This window comes from Cloacibacterium caeni, assembly GCF_907163105.1.
Lineage (GTDB): Bacteria > Bacteroidota > Bacteroidia > Flavobacteriales > Weeksellaceae > Cloacibacterium > Cloacibacterium caeni_A.
The window spans coordinates 895,726-915,907 of record NZ_OU015321.1; the positions used below are offsets into that span (position 1 = coordinate 895,726).

Sequence of the window (20,182 nt, forward strand, 5' to 3'; positions counted from 1 at the left end):
ATTTTTCTTATTTGAATGTTTGCTAATTTAAATAAAAAAATATTATGCATGCATAATACTCTAAAATTATTTATATTCATTGCATAAATATACGATAATTGCCTGAAACAAAGGAAATTTTGAGATTTTATTTCGGGAATAATTTTTGAAATCATTAAAAATTACCACAAATTAATGGTTTTTTCTTTCCCAAAAATGTGGAGTTAATTCTCAAATTTTAAGCAGAAATAAAAAATCCTCAATCTTTTCGACTGAGGATTAACTTAAAATTTATTGTTGAGTATAAAATTCAAAGAAATATGGAATACTTTCTATTCCTTTGTAGAAATTATACAATCCGTAGTGTTCATTTGGCGAGTGAATTGCATCAGAATCTAAACCGAAGCCCATTAAAACTGATTTTGCTCCTAAAATTTTCTCAAAAAGAGAAGTAATAGGAATACTTCCGCCACTTCTATATGGTAGAACTTCTTTACCAAAGGCTTTTTCCATAGCTTTTTTAGCTGCTTGGAATTCTTTGGTATTGCTTTGTAAAACGTAAGGCATTCCACCGTGATGAGGCGTAACTTTTACTTTCACAGAAGCAGGAGCAATTTTTTCAAAGTATTTCGTGAACTTTTCAGTAATTTCTTCGTCAGTTTGATAAGGAACCAATCTCATAGAAATTTTAGCAAATGCTTTGCTAGGAATTACGGTTTTAGCACCTTCACCTGTGTAACCTCCCCAAATTCCGTTTACATCAAGAGTTGGTCTGATAGAAGTTCTTTCTAAGGTAGTATAACCAGTTTCGCCTTCTACTCCGCTTAAACCAATTGATTTTTTGAATTCTTCTGGGTTGTCTTTTAATTTATTCATTTCTGCTCTGTCTTCCGCAGAAACGATTTCTACATTATCATAAAAACCATCGATGGTAATTCTTCCTTCTTCATCATGAAGTTTAGCAATCATTTCTGCTAAAACATTAATTGGGTTAGGAACAGCACCACCATATAATCCTGAGTGTAAATCTCTGTTCGGACCTTCTACTTCTACTTCCATATAACTTAAACCTCTAAGACCAGTAGTCACAGTTGGTTGTTCGTTAGAATAAATATGTGTGTCTGAAATTAGAATCACATCACAAGAAAGTTTTTCTTTATTTTCTTCTAAAAATCCAGCTAAACTTACAGAACCTACTTCTTCTTCTCCTTCAATAATGAATTTAATATTACAAGGTAGAGAATTGGTTTTCATCATCGCTTCAAAAGCTTTTACGTGCATGAAGAATTGGCCTTTATCATCTGCACTTCCTCTTGCGAAAATAGCACCTTCTGGATGAAGTTCTGTCTTTTTAACCACAGGTTCAAAAGGTCCGCTTTCCCATAATTCTAGTGGATCTGCAGGTTGAACATCATAGTGACCGTAAACCAAAACGGTTGGTAATTCTGGATTGATGATTTTTTCACCATAAACCACAGGGTAACCTTTGGTTTCGCAGATTTCTACTTGATCTGCTCCTGCATTGGCAAGGTGTTTTGCCACAGCATCAGCACAATTGAGCACATCTTGATTGTAAGCTGGGTCTGCAGAAATAGAAGCAATCTTCAATAATTCTATCAATTCGTCTAGAAAACGTTGCTTGTTTTGTTGGATATAACTTTGTGTGTCCGACATTGTTTTAAAATTTTAGTAAATATAAAAAATGTCTCGCAATTGCAAGACATCTATTTTGTATGAGAAAATATCTTATTTTTTTGCAGTGCTATCTACCTTAACTTCTGCAGCAGCTGGTTGTTCTACAGTAACAGAGTCCGTTTTTTCTTTATAAGTAGGCGCTTCAGCATTTTCATCGTCATATCTAACTACATCTTCAGTTTTTTTCAAAACTCCCTTGTTTCCTCCTTCAGGTAAACCACAAGAAACTAAAAAAGACGCTGCAGCCACAGCAAATACCAATTTTTTCATATCTAAATTATTACGTTTATAAATTTTTCCAAAAGTAAGAAATATTGAGTTTACCACAAAAAAAACTTAAAATTTTCTTAATCAAGAAGTTTTCCTACCAGGAAATGATTTCCAGAAAGAGATTTTACCGCGATAAGATATTGGTTTCCGCCGTCTTTTATTTTGTATTTTTTCTTGATTTCTTCTGGTTTTAAAGGAAAATTTTTGGTGATGATATTAAATTGTTCACCCTTTTTAATCGCTTTTGAATTGATTTCTTCTGTCTCAAAAATTCTTCCTGGGAAGTGTTCTATTTTTTCTTCGGAAGTATAAATGTGTGTGTTCTGATGTAATTTTTTCAAACCAAATTTCTCTGAAACTAAATTGAATGCTCCAGATTTTAATACGGAATTATTTGGAATGTAAATGTATTTTTTAGGAAATGAAAGTTCTGATTGACAGTGTTTTTCATCATCTAAATTAAAGTGAAATTCAGGTTCTGAAGATTGTAAATTGATGCAAGAAATATCTGGTTGATTTTCTGTTTTTTTGAGATAAACCAAAACTTCTTTTACGTCATTTTTAACCGCAATAATCCAGATTTTATAAATATTTTTGAGCGAAGAAACCAAATGCTGAATATCAATCAGCGGTGATAGTTTTATTAAAATTTCAGTTGAAATGTCACTTAATTGCTCTTGAATTTCAATAATATTAGGCGACAAATCCTCCAAAAGAAATACTTTTCTGTTATGGTTATCTCTTCTTGCAGGATCTAGATAAATTAAATCGAATTTTTCTTTATTGTTTGTGAGAAAATCTTCTAATTTTTGGTTGAGGAAATTCGCTTTTCTTCCGAGGACTTCCCAATTGTGTTTTACAATGTCCAAAAGCTCTGTATTCTGTTCTATCAAAGTAATTTCTTCAAAATTTTGAGAAATAAAATAAGCGTCAATTCCAAAACCACAAGTTAAATCCACGAATTTTTTACCTTTAAAAAACTGTTTTTTAAAGTCTGCGGTGTCTTGTGATGAAGCCTGTTCTAGATTAAGATTGGGTGGAAAAATAATGTTTTCTTGATTCAAAAAAGGGAACTTTTTCTCTGCTACTTTTCTGCCTTTGATTTGCTGAACCAATTCCTGTATAGAAACCTCTGGAAATGGAGATTTTTTCAATAACAAAGAATGCAAATCCGCATCTTTATGTTTTGCCACGAATACACGAATTTTATTTAATTTTTTTTGATTCAAAGTTTATTTTTTATGCTACAAATGCGCAAATTATATTTAATTTATTTGATTTTTATAATAAATTTTGACTAAAGAACTATTCTTTTATAATTAAGTTTTGGTTCGCCAAAATTTACCAAAAGAGCCAAATTATTTCCAGATACTTTTAAATAATTAATGCATTGTGCAATATCTTCATTAGCTATTTTATTTTTCCCTTTAACTTCAAGTATAATTTTATCAAATATGACAAAATCTGCATAAAATTTATGAGAAAGGATAATGCCTTTGTAGTTTACTGTATATTCTTTTTCTCTAGAGTATTCAATTTTCGCATTCTTGAATTCTAATTCCAAAGCATCTTTATATACAATTTCTGAAAAACCTGCTCCCAAATTATTGTGAACTTCCATACAAATTCCAATAATTTGATATGATTCTTCCTTATGAATGATACCCATATTTTAGTTTTTCAATTTGTGAATTAGTGGAATTTAAAACAAAATTATTTTAAAAAAATATTCGTGCATTAGTGGCGATTATTCAAACATTTCAGCCCATCTTACTGGTTTTATTTCTTTAGCATTGTAGAGTTGTTCTACAGATTTGGTTTTTTCTAGTTTTGGGTAAAGATTTACACCAATGAGTTTTATTTTACCTTCTTCTACCCAATTTTGTTCTGCAATTGCCTGTTGATAGATCATTTCAGCAATTTTTCCAGATTTTAGATTTTCTACAAAACCACCAGAATTTTCGATTTCTAAGAATAATTTCCAAGCGTTTTCTGCGAATTGATGGGTAATTTCTTCAATATAATAACTTCCGTTTGCAGCATCGTCAAATACATTAATAATACTTTCGTATGCCAAAACAATTTGTTGTTTAAACGAAATTTCCTCTGAAAGTGAATTAGAATTTTGCACTTTAAAATCATTGCTATAAACCGCATCAGAACCTGCAATCATGGCCGCGGAAAGTTCTAGCGTAGAACGAATAAGGTTATTTTCTTCATCGTTATTAGCTTTATTTCTTAGAGAAGTTTCTGTGAAAATGTAAGGAATGCTGTCTAGTCCGAATTCTTTAGAAAGTTGATTGAAAAGGATTTTAAATGCTCTGATTTTTGCAATTTCAAAGAAATAATTCCCTCCAACTGCAAATTTGAAAACCAATTTTTCTAAAATTTCAGCTCCGAAAACTTCTGCCAAATCTTTTGCTTTTGCTAATGCTAAAGCCAATTGTTGCGTGATAGAAGCTCCAGCATTTTGATAGAAAGTAGTATCTACCGCAATATTTCTTTTGAAATTTTTAGACAATAATTCTTCCGCTAATTGCGTGTTAATTTCTTGATTTTCAAAAACATCTATTATAGAAATATATTGATTATCATCTGCAAGAGAAATGTGTCCTGCCAAATCTTTATTGGCTACGAAAAGCGTTTTTTCGGTTAAATGTTCTACATTATGTTCTAGTAAAAATGCATAAGCATGTTCTTCTAAATTATCTTGATATTTAGCAACCAAATGTGTAGATTCTTCTACTTTTGGCAGATTTTTTAAGACAAAATCAGTGTCGGCATAATAAGGTTTTACAGAAATGCCTTCCAAGTTTTCTTTGGTAAGAACGGCATAAATATCTTCTGTCTTCAATTGTTTTTTGACCAGATTTTCCCAATCCTGAAGGGTAACTTGAGCAAACATAATGTATGGTTTTTTGTTTTATATTCAAATGTTTTTCAACATTCGAAATTCAAGATAATTTGTTTATTCTTCTTCTTTTTTCTTGATGGCAGAACTATCTACCACGAGAATAAAAATTTCTTCATTTTTCTTTTTCATAAAATAATTTTCTCGTGCAAACTTTTCTTTTTCTGCTTTGTTGTTCATGAGCTTTTTGTAGAAAGCATCATTTTTATGATATTCTGACTTGTAATATGAGAGTTGCTCTTCGTATTTGCCTATTTCTTTGTTTAAGTCTTTGATGACTAACCAAGATGTAGAATCAAAAAAAATCATCCATACCAAAAAAAGAAAAATGGTAATGAAATATTTATTGAGAAGGTATTTCTGCACGAAACGCCAACTCGGAGATTTTTTCTGAATATCTTTAATTAGTTCCTTCATTAATAGGCTTTTTTAAGAGAATTGTTAATGACTGTAGAAAGAAAATCAATAGCTACAGAATTTTTTCTCATGTTAGGAACAATAAGGTCTGCTTCGTTTTTAGAAGGTTCTATAAACTCTTGGTGCATTGGCTTTAGCGTAGTTTGATAACGGTGAAGAACTTCGTGTAAATCTCTGCCGCGTTCTTGTGTATCACGTCTAATTCTTCTGATTAATCTTTCGTCTGAATCTGCATGAACAAATACTTTAAGATCGAATTCCTTTAAAAGTTCCTGATTGGTCAAAACCAAAATTCCTTCTACAATTAAAACGTTTTTAGGTTCTACAGTAACGTGATCTCCCGTTCTAGAATGCGTTACGAAAGAATACAAAGGCTGTTCTATGTTTTCTCCTCTTTTCAGCGCTTTTACATGTTTTACCAATAATTCAAAATCTATTGATTTTGGGTGGTCATAATTTAGCGCTTCTCTTTCTGAGAGCGATAATTGGTGATTATCATGGTAATAATTGTCTTGAGAAAGTACATTTACGCCTTCTGCATTCAATTGTTGCAAAATATTATTCACTACGGTGGTTTTACCAGAACCAGTTCCACCTGCAATACCTATTACTAACATTAAAAATATATTTTTTACAAATTTAGCTAAATTCCTAAATAATTGGTTGATTGATGCGTTCTTTTTTGGTCTGAAACCTTATTTTTTCAGATGTTCTTCTTCATTTGAAATTCCAAAAATATAATACACTACAGCTTGTACTCTTGCGAGGAATTCTCTAAGGTGATTTCTGTAATAACTCTGATATTTAGTAACATCTTGGGCATCAAATCCTAATGCGTTCATACCAATGTTTCTTGCAAAAAATAAAGCTCTAAGGTTATGAAATCCTTGTGAAACAATGATTACGTTTTTTTGTTTGTATTCATTTTTGCATCTTAGAATGCTTTCGCGAGTATTAAAACCTTTTGGGTCTTCTAGAATAATGTTTTCGGGAACTCCTCCTTGGTAAATTAAGAAATTTTTCATGGCTTTTGGTTCATTATACCCTTCGCTTTTTTCCCCACTTACAATGATTTTTTTGATTTTTCCATGATGATAAAGAAGCGCAGTAGCATCCATTCTAGAAATAAAATAAGGATTGGCATTTCCTGCCATCGTTTTTGGAGAAGTTCCCAGAACCAGTGCTACTTCTCTTGGCGGAATTTTTGAAATTTTAGTATACGTTCTTCCTTCGGTGAGAGAAAATACCCAGAAGTTTGCCAATATCATCAGCAAAAATCCTAGTTCTATCAACAAGAAAAATTTTTTAAATATGTCTAAAATGATTCTCAATAAAATAATTCTAAATTCGTTTGTAACAAATATATCAAAAGAAGCATTTTGATTTTATTATATTTGTAAAATCGACTCAATAATCAATTCCATAACAAAAATAAACAATTAATATTTATGAAAAAATTAATCTTTTCCACACTTATATTAACCGCACTATTTTCTTGTAAAAAGAATGAAACTCCAGATCAATTAACAGAAGAAACAAACACTGAAACAGTAGATAGCTCAGCTGTAACTCCTGCCAATGCTTTGCCTGAAGTAAATCAAGAGCAATTAAAAGCAATGGTTGCACCACAAAAAAATGATACCATTTATGTAACCAATTTCTTTGCAACATGGTGTGGACCTTGTATGAAAGAGATTCCGCATTTCAAAGAAAAAATGGAAGAATTAAAAGGAAAACCAGTGAAATTTACTTTTGTAAGTGTAGATGCTAAAGAAGATTGGAACACCGCTGTAAGTGATTTTGCAGATGAATATAATATCAGAAAAAATGTAGTTCTTTTTGATGCTTCTATGATTGCACCAGATTATTTTACAAAAATTACCAAAACTTGGGACGGTGGTTCTATTCCTTTTACCGTGATTAAAAAAGGTGATAAAGAAATAGAAACAGTAGGAATGATGAGCAAAGAAGATTTAGATGCAAAACTGAATTCTTTTAAATAGAATATTTCTCTCGCAGATTGGGCGATTAAGCAGATGAATAGACTCAAAAAATCTGCAAAATTTGCAAAATCAGCGAGAGTTTTCTTTTTCATAGATTTTTTTAAATTAAATTTGTGAAGTTTTTAAATAAAATCTGTGAACAATAAAACCTTCAAAACCATTCTTATTTTCGTATTTTCATTGGTGGTGATTACGATTCTCATCAATTTAAATATAGGCTTTATAAAACTAGGTTTAGCAGATTTTGTTGACGCTAATGCTCAGAATTCACAAATTGCAGAACTCAGAATGAATCGTGTTTTAGCGATGTTTCTAGCAGGCGTTTCTATTCCTACTTCTGGATTTCTTTTGCAAGAATATTTTCAAAATCCATTAGCTGGACCATCGGTTCTTGGGATAACTTCAGTGGCGAGTTTAAGCGTAGCTTTTTACATCTTTTTTTCTCAAGATTTTACTTTACCAGAGTTTCTGCAAAATGGTTTCATCAGTATTTCTGCAATTTTCGGAAGCCTACTTTTAATGACCATTTTATTGATTTTTTCTAGAAAATTTCAAGATAAATCATATCTGATTATTTTTGGTTTCTTGGTTTCTGCTTTAGCAGGAGCAGTAGTTTCTATCTTACAATTATATGCAGAAAATCAAAGTCTGAAAAACTATATTTTATGGAGTTTTGGAGCGAATAATCAAGTGACCAGAAATCAACTTTGGGTGCTATTCATTGTAGTATTAGTGGGATTGTTTTTAAGTTTCAAAAGCATAAAACCGCTCATCGGGAATAGTCTAGGAAATCAATATGCTAAAAGTTTTGGCGTAAATTTAGAACAACTGAAATATTTTGTTATCATAGCTTCTTCCCTACTTTCTGCATCTGTTACGGCGTTTTTAGGGCCTATTTTGTTTATAGGAATTGTAGTTCCTCATTTTAGCAGAATGATTTATTCTCCAGCGAAATTGTGGCAACAATGGATTTTGAATATGATTTTAGGAGTTTTTATAATGGAATTTTTTTCTATTATTTCAGAAATTTCGCAATTCCCAATTAATGTAATTACAAGTTTATTTGGAGTACCAGTAATTTTGATGATGATCCTTAAAAATAAAAATTAAACGCAAAGGCGCAAAAGGATTTATTAACTTTATGTTTTTAAGACGCAAGTCATCAAAGATGACAATTAAAAAAACTAATAATTAAAAATATGATAGAAAATGAGTTATCAAAAGTTGTTTTTGATTTAGGCTTAAAAATTCATAAAAAATTTGGAGCAGGCTTATTTGAAAGTGTATATGAAGAATGTTTATTTTATGAACTAAAAAAAGCAGGATTAAAAGTAGAAAAACAAAAAACACTTCCAATAATTTATGAAGAGTTAAGAATTGAAAATGCTTTTAGAATTGATATAATTGTAGAAAACAAATTAATTTTAGAAATTAAAACTGTAGATTTCATTAATGATGTTCATAAGGCTCAACTTTTGACATATTTAAAAATAACAAATTGTAAATTAGGATTACTAATTAATTTTAGAACAGATATTTTTAAAGATGGAGTAAAAAGAGTTGTTAATGGATTATAAAAAACGAAAATCTTTGATTTTCTTGCGCCTTAAAAACGTAATAAATTAAAAAATAAAATTGCGCCTTTGCGTTAAAAAATGTTTTTAGAAATAAAAAATACAACCATCGGTTACCAAAAACCTCTTATTTCCGAGGTTAATGCGTCATTGGATTTTGGTGACGTTTGTTTGCTGATTGGTAATAACGGCGTTGGCAAAACTACTTTAATTAAATCTATTCTCAATCAAATTTCACTTTTACAAGGCGATATTTTAATCAATAAAAAAAATGTAATAAAACTTACAGATAAAGAAATTGCAGAACAAATAGCAGTGGTTTTTGCAAAATCTCAAATTCCTGCAAATTACACTACAGAAGATTTAATTTCCCTTGGAAAATTCATTCATTTACCTTTTTATTATCAGTTAGAAAATGAAGATTTAGAACATGTTAACAGTATTATTTCTCAGTTAAAACTAGAAGAATATAAAAATATTCAGTTGCAGAAACTGTCAGACGGAAATCTTCAAAAAGCCTTTATTGGAAGAGCTTTAGCACAGAATTCTCCAATGATTATATTAGATGAACCTACTACGCATTTAGACGAAGAAAATAAAATTATCATCTTAAAATTACTTCGAGATTTAGCAAAAAAACAAAACAAAATCATTCTTTTTTCTTCTCACGATTGGCGATTGGCTAAAGAATTTGCAGATAAAATTTGGTTTATTAATGACCAAAATCTCCAAGAAGGTTTGGCGGAAGACATTCTTTTGAAGAATGATTTATTGACTAATCCTCGACTTTTTACTATCAATGAAGAGTTTGTTTCACCTGAAATTATAGCTCCTTTTTTAGAAAAAGAAATGTTATACTCTGCTTTGCAAAAAAACTTTAAAAGAGACCTTTCTGGTTTTAAAATAGAATTTCAGGGTGCATTTTGGGAGATTTTTTACAAAAATAATAGGTTTTCTTGTCAATCTATTGACGAAATACTGTTATCAATTAGAAATTGCTTATAATCAGCGTTTTTCGTTTGAAATTTCTCATTTTCAAATTCTTTATCTTATTCTTTACATAATAATTAATTACCACATAATCAATAAGTTATCCGTTTGTAATAAAAAATACTATGCACGCATAGTATTTTTTTTATATTTGCTATGCACGCATAACATTTTTTAAAAATGGAAACTAAGACTAAAGAAAAAGTAGAAAATGTAGACTTAATGCTTAAATCAGTTTGGTTGGCAGTCAGTAAAATGTACTCCGAACAAGCTTCTATGCATAATTCTACGGCTGTACAAGCTTTAACACTACTTAAAATCGATCCTAAAGAAGGAACAAGAAGTACTAATCTTGGTCCTAAAATGGCTATTGAACCCACTTCTTTGACTAGAATTATCAAACTTTTAGAAGATAATGGTTATATCTACAAAGAAAAAACAACTTCTGATAAAAGAGAAGTAATTATTAAACTTACAGACAAAGGACTTAAATCTAGAAACCTTTCAAAAGAGGTAGTAGTAGGATTTAATAAAAAAGTGGTAGAAAAAATAGATCCAGAAAAATTCGCTGTTTTCAAAGAAGTCATGGGAGACATTTTGAAAATTGCTAATAATATGAACAATAAAAAATAAACCTATATTTATAATGAAAAGACGAATTAAACACGTTACAGTTCTTGGTTCAGGAATTATGGGAAGCGGAATTGCTGCGCACTTTGCAAACATTGGCGTAGAAGTTCTCCTTCTGGATATTGTTCCGTTTGAATTGACGGAAGCTGAACAGAAAAAAGGTCTTACCAAAGAAGACAAAGCAGTACGAAACAGAATTGCTACAGAAAGTTTGGCTAAATTAGTAAAAGCCAGCCCTGCTCTACTTTATAAAAAGGAGTTTGCAGAAAGAATTTCTGTAGGAAATTTTGATGACGATTTGCAGAAAATCAAAAATACAGATTGGATTATCGAGGTGGTAGTAGAAAGATTAGACATTAAAAAGTCTGTTTACGAAAAAATCGAACAATTCCGTAAACCTGGAACTTTGGTTTCTTCTAATACGTCTGGTATTCCTATTAATATGTTGGTAGAAGGAAGAAGCGCAGATTTTAAACATTATTTTGCAGGAACTCATTTCTTTAATCCTGTTCGTTATTTACCACTTTTAGAAATTATTCCTACCAAAGATACCGATGCTGAAATCGTGAAATTCTACATGGAATATGGCGCTAAATTCTTAGGAAAAACTACCGTTTTAGCAAAAGATACTCCTGCCTTCATCGCGAACAGAATTGGAGTTTTCTCGATGATGAATTTACTTCACAATGTAAAATCTATTGGTCTTAATGTAACTGAAGTTGATAAATTAACAGGTCCAGTTATTGGTAGACCTAAATCTGCAACTTTCAGAACAGCAGACGTGGTAGGTTTAGATACTTTGGTTCATGTAGCAAACGGAGTTCACGCTTCTGGTGTAGAAGATGAACAATTCAAAGGAACTTTTGTTCTTCCAGATTACATCAATATGATGATGGAAAACAAATGGTTAGGTTCTAAAACTGAACAAGGTTTCTACAAAAAAGTGAAAAATGCGGATGGAAAATCAGAAATTCACGGTCTTAATTTAGATTCTTATCAATACGAAAATCAAGGAAAAGCAAATTTTGCTACTCTTGAACTCACTAAAAATATTGATAAACCAATTGATAGATTCAAAGTTTTAATTGGAGGAAAAGACAAAGCAGGAGAATTATACAGAAAATCTCTGGGAGCTCTTTTCGCTTATGTTTCTCACAAAATTCCTGAAATTTCAGACGAGCTTTACAAAGTAGATGATGCGATGAAAGCTGGTTTCGGTTGGGAAAATGGTCCTTTCGAAATTTGGGATGCAGTTGGTGTTCAAAAAGGAATTGAATTGGCTACTGAAGCTGGTTTCACGGTTTCTGATTGGGTAAAATCAGTAGAATCTTTCTACAAAGTAAATGAAGAAGGACAAAGTATTTTCTTCGACAAAAATTCTGGAAATTACAACAACATTCCTGGTCAAGAAGCTTTCATTATTCTTGATAATATCAGAAAAAATAAAACATTGTGGAGCAATTCTGGTTCTGCAATCCAAGATTTAGGAGATGGCATCATCAACTTCGAGATTCGTTCTAAAATGAATTCTCTAGGTGGTGAAGTTCTTGATGGATTAAATCGCGCTATTGACTTAGCAGAAAAAGAATATGATGGTTTAGTAATCGGAAATCAAGGTGCTAATTTCTCTGTCGGGGCTAACTTAGCGATGATTTTGATGATGGCAATCGAGCAAGATTGGGATGATCTGAACATGGCAATTGCTTACTTCCAAAAATCGATGATGAGAGTTCGCTACTCTTCTGTTCCTGTGGTGGTTGCTCCTCACGGATTAACTCTAGGTGGTGGTTGCGAAATGACCATGCATGCTGATAAAGTAGTTGCTGCTGCAGAAACTTACATCGGTTTAGTAGAAACAGGAGTGGGTGTAATTCCAGGAGGCGGTGGTACTAAAGAATTCGCTTTGAGAACTTCTAAAGAGTTCGCGGCTGATGACGTTAAAAACAACAGAATGCGTGAAGCTTTCATGAATATCGCAATGGGTAAAGTAGCAACTTCTGCTCACGAAGCTTATGATATGGGTATTCTTCAAAATCATAAAGACATTGTGGTAGTCAACAAAAACCGACAAATTGCTGAAGCTAAAAAAGTAGCTAAATTAATGGCAGAACAAGGTTATACTCAACCAATTCAGCAAAAAGTGAAAGTTTTGGGTCAAGGTGCATTAGGTATGTTCTATGTAGGAACTGACCAAATGGTTACTGGAAATTTCATTTCTGAACACGATAAGAAAATTGCAGATAAATTAGCGTATGTAATGGTAGGTGGTAATCTTTCTGAGCCAACTGTAGTTACAGAACAATATCTATTGAATCTTGAAAGAGAAGCATTCTTACAATTGTGTGGCGAAAGAAAAACACTAGAAAGAATTCAGTTTATGTTACAAAAAGGTAAACCGCTTCGTAACTAGAGGTTAGAATTTAGATATTAGAATTTAGATGAAAGCACATCGTTTACAAGATTTACAAATTTGGAAAAGATCTATGAGTCTAGTTAAAGAAATTTATCTCATTACTCAAGATTTACCTTCTGAAGAAAAATTTGGTTTGATAAGTCAAATCAGAAGATGTGCAGTATCTATTCCTTCTAATATCGCTGAAGGAGCTGGCAGAAATAATGTTAATGAATTTATTCAATTTTTAGGAATTGCTTCAGGTTCTGCATATGAATTAGAGACTCAATTAATTCTATTGTTTGAATTAAATTTTAAAACAGAAAAAGAAATTTCTGCCCTATTAAACGAACTTTCTGAAATACAGAAGATGATTTATTCTTTTAAAACAAAATTAAAAAACGGTTAGTTGTTTTTCTAACTTCTAACCTCTAATTTCTAAAATCTAAATTATGAAACAAGCATATATAGTAGCAGGTTACAGAACAGCGGTAGGTAAAGCTCCGAAAGGAAGTTTAAGATTTACCAGACCAGATGTAATGGCTGCAAAAGTGATAGAAAAATTGATGGCAGATTTGCCTCAGTTAGATAAAGATAGAATCGATGATTTAATCGTTGGTAACGCAATGCCAGAAGCAGAACAAGGCTTAAACGTTGCACGTTTGATTTCTTTAATGGGATTAAATACCGATAAAGTTCCTGGTGTAACTGTAAATAGATATTGTGCTTCTGGAAGTGAAGCGATTGCGATTGCTTCTGCTAAAATTCAAGCAGGAATGGCAGATTGTATTATTGCAGGAGGTGCAGAAAGTATGTCTTTCATTCCAATGGGAGGTTATAAACCAGTTCCAGAAAGTCATTATGCAAAATCTCACCCAGATTATTATTGGGGAATGGGCTACACTGCGGAAGAAGTGGCAAAACAATACAATATTTCTAGGGAAGAACAAGACCAATTTGCTTTTGAATCTCATCAAAAAGCTTTGAAAGCTATTGCTGAAGGTAAATTTGCAAAACAAATCGTTCCAATTCCTGTAGAATATAATTTCTTAGACGAAAACCAAAAAGTTCAAACCAAAAAATTTGATTTCTCAGTAGACGAAGGTCCTAGAGCAGATACTTCTATCGAAGGTTTGGCAAAATTAAGACCAGTTTTTGCAGCTGGAGGTTCTGTTACCGCAGGAAACTCCTCTCAAATGTCTGATGGTGCTGCTTTCGTAGTAGTAATGTCAGAAGAAATGGTAAAAGAATTAAACCTTGAGCCAATTGCAAGATTAGTTTCTTATGCAGCTGTTGGCTTAGAGCCAAGAATTATGGGGGTTGGTCCAATTTACGCAATTCCAAAAGCGTTAAAACAAGCTGGGCTTTCTCTTCAAGATATTGGTTTAATTGAATTGAACGAAGCCTTTGCTTCTCAGTCAGTTGCCATTAAAAAAGAATTGGATTTAAACCCTGAAATTTTAAATGTAAATGGTGGAGCAATCGCTCTTGGTCACCCTCTAGGTTGTACAGGAACTAAATTGACGGTTCAGCTTCTTGACGAAATGAAATTAAGAGGCGTGAAATACGGAATGGTTTCTATGTGTGTAGGAACAGGACAAGGCGCAGCTTCTGTAATTGAACTATTGTAAAATAAAAAAATTAATATATAATATGAGCACATTAAAAGGAGGAGAATTCCTAATAAAAGAAATAGAAGCTAAGAATATCTTCACGATGGAAGATTTTTCTGAGGAACAAAAAATGCTTCGCGACTCTGCAAGAGAATTTATTGACAAAGTTGTAGTTCCTAACAAAGAGCGTTTCGAGAAAAAAGACTACGCATTCACTGAAGAGTGTATGAAACAAATCGGTGAAATGGGATTTTTAGGAATCGCAGTTCCTGAAAATTATGGCGGACTTGGTTTAGGTTTCGTTTCAACAATGATTGCTTGTGATTACATTTCTGGTGCAACGGGTTCATTGGCAACTGCTTATGGAGCACACACTGGAATTGGCACGCTTCCTATCCTATTGTACGGAACTGAAGAACAAAAACAAAAATATTTACCAGATTTAGCAGCTGGAACGAAGTTTGGAGCATACTGTCTTACTGAGCCAGATGCTGGTTCTGATGCAAACTCTGGAAAAACAAGAGCTAAACTTTCTGAAGACGGTAAACATTACATCATCAATGGACAAAAAATGTGGATTTCTAACGCAGGTTTTGCAGATACATTCACATTTTTTGCAAAAATTGATGATGATAAAAATATCACAGGTTTCGTAGTAAACAGAAGCGAATTAGAAAATCCTGAAAGCCTTACTTTCGGTGAAGAAGAGCACAAATTAGGTATTAGAGCTTCTTCTACTCGTCAGGTTTTCTTCAATGATATGAAAGTTCCTGTAGAATGTCTTTTGGGTGAAAGAAACAATGGTTTCAAAATCGCTTTAAATGCATTAAATGTAGGTAGAATTAAATTGGCTGCTGCTTGTTTAGATGCACAGAGAAGAATTTTCAACCTTTCTGTTCAATATTCAAACGAAAGAAAACAGTTCAATACTCCTATTTCTACTTTCGGAGCAATTAGAAAAAAATTAGCGGAAATGGCTACTGCTACTTTCGTTTCAGAAGCGGGTTCTTACAGAGCGGCTCAAGATATTCAAGATAAAATTGATGCTCTAGTTGCAGGAGGAATGTCTCATCAAGAAGCTGAGTTAAAAGGTGTGGAAGAATTCGCGGTAGAATGTTCTATCCTAAAAGTTTATGTTTCAGACATCGCTCAAAAAGCAGCAGATGAAGGAATTCAGATTTTTGGAGGTATGGGATTCTCTGAAGATACACCAATGGAAGCAGCTTGGAGAGACGCCAGAATTTCTAGAATTTATGAAGGAACCAACGAAATCAACCGACTTCTTTCTGTGGGAATGTTGATTAAAAGAGCTTTCAAAGGCGAAATTGATTTAATGTCTCCTGCAATGGCAGTTGGAAAAGAATTAATGGGAATTCCTTCTTTTGAAACGCCTGATTATTCAGAATTTATGTCAGAAGAAAAAGCAATTATCGCAAATCTTAAGAAAGTATTCTTAATGGTTTCTGGTGCTGCTCTTCAGAAATACATGATGGAAATTGAAAAGCAACAACACTTGTTAATCAATGCTTCAGAAATTTTAAACCAAATTTACATGGCAGAATCTGCAATTCTAAGAGTTGAGAAAAACTTCGGTCCAGATTCTATAGAAGCAGCAATGGCTCAATTAAACCTTTACAAAGCAGTAGAAGCTGTAATTACAGCTGCTAAAGAAGGAATCGTTTCTTTCGCTGATGGAGATGAGCAAAGAATGATGCTTTCTGGTCTTAGAAGATTTACAAAATATACCAATCAGCCAAACGTAATCGCGTTAACTGAGAAAATTGCTAAGCATTTTGTAGAGAAAAACTCTTACTAAAATTTGTTAATTCAACTATACTTAAAAACCGCTTCAAAAATTTGAAGCGGTTTTTTGTTTATTTAAGAAACGATTTTATATTCTGAAAATAAATTTCGTTGATAATTTTTCGGAGTAATACCTTCAAAAGTTTTAAAGGTTTTGATGAGGTGATTGGTATCAGAAAAACCAGTCGCAAAAGCTACTTCTTTGATGCTTTGGTTTTCTTTGAGGAGTTCTTTTGCACGTTTTATTCTTTGCTGAAGAATATATTCATTAGGCGATGTTCCAAGTTCGTATTTAAAGAGTTTAAAGAAATTAGATTTACTTACGAAAGTCAATTTGGCCAAATGTTCAATACTTAATTTTTGATGCAGATTGTTTTTAATATAATCTATGATAAAAGCCAATCGGTTTGAAGTTTTCAGTGTTTTGTAATCGTTTTCAATGAGTTTTCCTGCTTGAGTTTGCATCAGTCTTACCAATAATTCTTTCAGCGCCAAATCTGCCATAATATCCTTATTCATGTTATCTTCCATGGCAATTCTCATGAGATTATTGGTTGCAGAAGCCAGTGGCAAACTGTTGAACAGATAAAATTCTTCGCTAGAAATTCTCCAACAAGTGCTTTCGTCTACTTTCATTAATTTGGTATTGAGATAATGCAAAGATTCTTCTACAAAATCTGGACTGAAACTTAGTGCAATACATTGTGAAGGAGCTTCGTCTGCCTCTGGAAAGTCGATGACCATTGTTTCTCCAGGAGAAACTAAAACCGTTTCTCCAGGAAAATAATCAAAATACTCAGATTTATTTTCCAATTTCATGTGCTTTTTCCCTCGTAACATCGCTGTAAAAGTCAAATCATTAAACTTTAGTTTAACATCTTCTGTCTTCTTGTGCGTTTCATACAAAGAAAATTCACAATTATTTAAAGTGAAAGTAGTCTTATTTTCTATAATGTTCTGTAATTGCTCATGTCCTGTTAATTCAGGGGTGTAGAGCAAATGTTTGTCTTCTCGTATCATAAACTATGAATGATATTTTTGATAAAATAATCAATTTGGCTAAATATATAATAATTTTTCAATCAAACAAGATTTATATTAAAGTATTATAATCAATATTTTCAAAACACTATTATACTATCATTTGAGACGATTTTACCATGACATTTGTAATGTTTAAGATAATTTGGCTGAAAATTAAAAATTTAACAAATTATGTCAACACACATCAATCGTCCTGTTTTAAAAGAAAAATACGACAATTACATTAATGGAAAATGGACTGCTCCTTCTACAGGACAGTATTTCGAAGTGCTTTCTCCACTTGATGGAAAAGTTATGGCAAAAGCAGCACATTCAGCAAAACAAGACATAGAAATGGCTGTAGATGCTGCATCTGAAGCTTTCAAAACATGGAGCGAAACTTCTGCTACAGAACGCAGCATTATTTTGAATAAAATTGCAGATAGAATCGAGGAAAATCTACCCTATATCGCTGCAGTAGAAACCGTAGATAATGGTAAAGCCATTAGAGAAACGATGGCTGCAGATTTACCTTTGGCAGTAGATCATTTCAGATATTTTGCTAGTGTAATAAGAGCTGAAGAAGGTTCTATTTCTGAATTAGACAAAGACACCGTTTCTATCATCGTACACGAACCTATTGGTGTAATCGCACAAATTATTCCTTGGAACTTCCCTATTCTAATGGCAGTTTGGAAACTGGCTCCTGCTCTTGCTGCAGGAAACTGTGTGGTGCTTAAGCCAGCAGAAAGCACCCCTGTTTCTATTATGGTTTTAATGGAACTAATTGAAGATTTACTTCCTGCAGGTGTGGTGAATATTGTCAATGGTTTCGGAGCTGAGTTAGGAAGAACTTTAGTGACCAATCCAAAAGTGGCAAAAGCAGCGTTTACAGGTTCTACAGCTACAGGTAGAATGGTTATGCAATATGCTACAGAAAATATTATTCCTGTGACTTTAGAATTGGGAGGTAAATCTCCTAATATCTTCTTCCCTTCTGTGATGGATGCAGATGATAAATTTTTTGACAAAGCCATTGAAGGAGCGGTATTATTTGCTCTAAATCAAGGTGAAATCTGTACTTGTCCTTCTAGATTATTGGTTCATGAATCTATTGCTGATAAATTCTTAGAAAGAGTGGTAGAAAGAACTAAAGCCATCAAAACAGGAAATCCTCTTGACTCAACCGTAATGATGGGTGCTCAAGCTTCACAAATTCAAAAAGATAAAATCCTTTCTTACATCAAATTAGGCAAAGAAGAAGGTGCAGAATTGCTTTGTGGTGGAGAAGTAAATCATTTAGGTGGAGATTTAGAAGGTGGTTATTACATTCAGCCAACCATTTTCAAAGGGCATAACAAGATGAGAATCTTCCAAGAAGAGATTTTCGGGCCAGTTTTAGCAGTAACTACTTTTAAATCTACAGAAGAAGCGATAGAAATTGCGAACGATACCATGTATGGTTTAGGAGCGGGAGTTTGGACTAGAGATGCGCATGAATTATACAGAGTTCCGAGAGCGATAAAAGCTGGTAGAGTTTGGGTAAACCAATATCACGCATATCCAGCTGGTGCACCTTTTGGTGGTTATAAATAATCTGGTATTGGTAGAGAAAACCACAAAATGATGCTTGATCATTACAGACAATCAAAAAATATGTTGATTTCCTATAACAAAAATAAACTAGGATTTTTCTAGTTCACTTGTGTTTTAAACTTGAAGGAATGTTGTTCATCAGCATTCCTTTTTTTAATTTTATTAAAAATTTTTAGAAATGGTAAAAAGGTTAGACGTAACAAAAAAAGCTTTGGAAGTCATTAAAACGCTTAAAGAAAAACACGGTGATTTAATGTTTTACCAAGCTGGGGGTTGCTGCGAAGGAACCCAGCCTCAATGTTTTGAAAAAGGAGGTTTCTACGTAAGAACCAATGATGCCATGATTGGTTTGGTAGATGGTTATGAATTTTGGATCGATAGAGATTTATTTGAATACTGGAAATTTTCGCATTTCACACTAGATGTTACAGACGGTTTCGGACCAGGCGGTTTTTCTCTGGAAACACCATTAGGAAAAACTTTTAAAATTATTTACAGACTTTTTACCGAGGAAGAATTAAAAAATTTAGAGCCTGTAAAAAGAATGGAGTAATTTTAATCAAAAGTCTTACTAGAATCTTGGAGAAGTTGAGCCAGTTCTTTCATTTCAGCATCAGTTAAATCTCTCCATTTTCCTATGGGCAAATCCAGTTTAATGTTCATGATTCTAATGCGCTTCAGTTTTTTTACTTCGTAACCTAGATATTCGCACATTCTTCTGATTTGGCGGTTTAAACCTTGGGTAAGTACAATTCTAAATTGCAAAGTATCGATTTGTTCTACTTCGCATTTTTTGGTTACGGTGTCTAAAATCGGAACACCATTGCGCATTTTTTCTAGAAATTTTGGGGTAATCGGTTTGTCTACACGTACAATGTATTCTTTTTCGTGGTTATTTCTTGCGCGTAAAATTTTATTCACAATATCACCGTCAGAAGTCAATAAAATAAGACCTTCACTAGGTTTATCAAGTCTACCGATGGGGAAAATTCTTTTCGGGTGATTGATGTAATCTACGATGTTATTTTTTTCACGTTTGGTATCTGTGGTGCAAACAATTCCGATGGGTTTATTAAAGGCGATATAAACGTGTTTTTCTTCTGTTTTTTTGATGTTTTTGCCATCTAGGCAAATTTCATCAGCATCAGAAACTTTAGTTCCTAATTCTGGCTTTTTGCCATTAATGGTAATTCTTCCTTGTTCCAAAAGCTTATCGGCTTCTCTTCTCGAACAAAAGCCTACTTCTGATAAATATTTATTGATACGCGTTTCCACAAATTTTAATT

General features: G+C 32.6%; 20 protein-coding genes and 1 pseudogene. 11 read left to right on the plus strand and 10 right to left on the minus strand.

Annotated elements, in window-relative coordinates:
• Nucleotides 1-270 precede the first annotated feature (270 nt).
• The 8 genes from KKQ76_RS04180 to KKQ76_RS04215 form a co-directional block, all read right to left on the minus strand.
• Nucleotides 271-1,653: a dipeptidase gene (locus tag KKQ76_RS04180; protein WP_069799013.1), complete on the minus strand. Its 1,383-nt coding sequence runs from the start codon at nt 1,651-1,653 to the stop codon at nt 271-273.
• 72 nt (nt 1,654-1,725) lie between these two features.
• On the minus strand, nt 1,726-1,944 hold the full coding sequence (locus KKQ76_RS04185) for a hypothetical protein (protein ID WP_213195959.1): 219 nt from the start codon (nt 1,942-1,944) through the stop codon (nt 1,726-1,728).
• Between the two features lie 77 nt (nt 1,945-2,021).
• Complete coding sequence (locus tag KKQ76_RS04190; RefSeq protein ID WP_246501335.1) at nt 2,022-3,137, minus strand: THUMP-like domain-containing protein; 1,116 nt, start codon at nt 3,135-3,137, stop codon at nt 2,022-2,024.
• 104 nt (nt 3,138-3,241) lie between these two features.
• On the minus strand, nt 3,242-3,613 hold the full coding sequence (locus tag KKQ76_RS04195; RefSeq protein WP_213195961.1) for a GxxExxY protein: 372 nt from the start codon (nt 3,611-3,613) through the stop codon (nt 3,242-3,244).
• A gap of 78 nt (nt 3,614-3,691) precedes the next feature.
• The gene (locus KKQ76_RS04200) at nt 3,692-4,849 is read right to left on the minus strand and encodes a methylmalonyl-CoA mutase family protein (protein ID WP_213195962.1); all 1,158 of its coding nucleotides are present in this window, start codon (nt 4,847-4,849) and stop codon (nt 3,692-3,694) included.
• 63 nt (nt 4,850-4,912) lie between these two features.
• Nucleotides 4,913-5,272 carry an FtsB family cell division protein gene (locus KKQ76_RS04205; protein WP_213195963.1) on the minus strand — a complete coding sequence of 120 codons (360 nt, stop codon included), beginning with the start codon at nt 5,270-5,272 and terminating at the stop codon, nt 4,913-4,915.
• Nucleotides 5,272-5,889, minus strand: coding sequence for a uridine kinase (gene udk, locus KKQ76_RS04210; RefSeq protein ID WP_069798997.1), 618 nt, complete (start codon nt 5,887-5,889; stop codon nt 5,272-5,274). The genes KKQ76_RS04205 and udk overlap by 1 nt, the downstream gene beginning before the upstream one ends.
• Before the next feature lie 78 nt (nt 5,890-5,967).
• Nucleotides 5,968-6,540, minus strand: coding sequence for a SanA/YdcF family protein (locus KKQ76_RS04215; RefSeq protein WP_213197462.1), 573 nt, complete (start codon nt 6,538-6,540; stop codon nt 5,968-5,970).
• Nucleotides 6,541-6,720: 180 nt separating this feature from the next.
• On the opposite strand from KKQ76_RS04215, the gene KKQ76_RS04220 reads away from it, so the two are divergent.
• The 9 genes from KKQ76_RS04220 to KKQ76_RS04260 all read left to right on the plus strand — a co-directional run bounded on the left by KKQ76_RS04220 (nt 6,721) and on the right by KKQ76_RS04260 (nt 16,290).
• Nucleotides 6,721-7,275: a TlpA family protein disulfide reductase gene (locus KKQ76_RS04220; RefSeq protein ID WP_213195964.1), complete on the plus strand. Its 555-nt coding sequence runs from the start codon at nt 6,721-6,723 to the stop codon at nt 7,273-7,275.
• A gap of 135 nt (nt 7,276-7,410) precedes the next feature.
• A complete protein-coding gene (locus tag KKQ76_RS04225; protein ID WP_213195965.1) occupies nt 7,411-8,385 on the plus strand; it encodes an iron ABC transporter permease in 975 nt (324 codons plus the stop codon).
• Nucleotides 8,386-8,474: 89 nt separating this feature from the next.
• Nucleotides 8,475-8,852 (plus strand): GxxExxY protein, encoded by a 378-nt coding sequence (locus KKQ76_RS04230; protein WP_213195966.1) that lies wholly within the window; start codon nt 8,475-8,477, stop codon nt 8,850-8,852.
• Between the two features lie 78 nt (nt 8,853-8,930).
• Nucleotides 8,931-9,854, plus strand: a complete 924-nt coding sequence (locus tag KKQ76_RS04235; protein ID WP_213195967.1) for an ABC transporter ATP-binding protein — start codon at nt 8,931-8,933, stop codon at nt 9,852-9,854.
• A 165-nt stretch (nt 9,855-10,019) separates the two neighbouring features.
• Nucleotides 10,020-10,472 carry a MarR family winged helix-turn-helix transcriptional regulator gene (locus tag KKQ76_RS04240; protein ID WP_213195968.1) on the plus strand — a complete coding sequence of 151 codons (453 nt, stop codon included), beginning with the start codon at nt 10,020-10,022 and terminating at the stop codon, nt 10,470-10,472.
• 13 nt (nt 10,473-10,485) lie between these two features.
• Nucleotides 10,486-12,879: a 3-hydroxyacyl-CoA dehydrogenase/enoyl-CoA hydratase family protein gene (locus KKQ76_RS04245; protein ID WP_213195969.1), complete on the plus strand. Its 2,394-nt coding sequence runs from the start codon at nt 10,486-10,488 to the stop codon at nt 12,877-12,879.
• Nucleotides 12,880-12,907: 28 nt separating this feature from the next.
• Nucleotides 12,908-13,270 (plus strand): four helix bundle protein, encoded by a 363-nt coding sequence (locus KKQ76_RS04250; protein ID WP_213195970.1) that lies wholly within the window; start codon nt 12,908-12,910, stop codon nt 13,268-13,270.
• Nucleotides 13,271-13,313: 43 nt separating this feature from the next.
• On the plus strand, nt 13,314-14,492 hold the full coding sequence (locus KKQ76_RS04255; RefSeq protein WP_213195971.1) for a thiolase family protein: 1,179 nt from the start codon (nt 13,314-13,316) through the stop codon (nt 14,490-14,492).
• Between the two features lie 22 nt (nt 14,493-14,514).
• Nucleotides 14,515-16,290, plus strand: coding sequence for an acyl-CoA dehydrogenase family protein (locus tag KKQ76_RS04260; protein WP_213195972.1), 1,776 nt, complete (start codon nt 14,515-14,517; stop codon nt 16,288-16,290).
• Nucleotides 16,291-16,352: 62 nt separating this feature from the next.
• Here the strand turns inward: KKQ76_RS04260 and KKQ76_RS04265 are convergent, their stop codons facing one another.
• Nucleotides 16,353-17,297, minus strand: a complete 945-nt coding sequence (locus KKQ76_RS04265; RefSeq protein ID WP_213195973.1) for an AraC family transcriptional regulator — start codon at nt 17,295-17,297, stop codon at nt 16,353-16,355.
• A 195-nt stretch (nt 17,298-17,492) separates the two neighbouring features.
• On the opposite strand from KKQ76_RS04265, the pseudogene KKQ76_RS04270 reads away from it, so the two are divergent.
• Together KKQ76_RS04270 and KKQ76_RS04275 are read left to right on the plus strand one after the other, a co-directional pair.
• A pseudogene (locus KKQ76_RS04270) lies at nt 17,493-18,998 on the plus strand (aldehyde dehydrogenase family protein).
• 76 nt (nt 18,999-19,074) lie between these two features.
• Nucleotides 19,075-19,449: a DUF779 domain-containing protein gene (locus KKQ76_RS04275; RefSeq protein ID WP_213195974.1), complete on the plus strand. Its 375-nt coding sequence runs from the start codon at nt 19,075-19,077 to the stop codon at nt 19,447-19,449.
• Nucleotides 19,450-19,451: 2 nt separating this feature from the next.
• Here the strand turns inward: KKQ76_RS04275 and rluF are convergent, their stop codons facing one another.
• On the minus strand, nt 19,452-20,171 hold the full coding sequence (rluF, locus tag KKQ76_RS04280; protein WP_213195975.1) for a 23S rRNA pseudouridine(2604) synthase RluF: 720 nt from the start codon (nt 20,169-20,171) through the stop codon (nt 19,452-19,454).
• Nucleotides 20,172-20,182 lie beyond the last annotated feature (11 nt).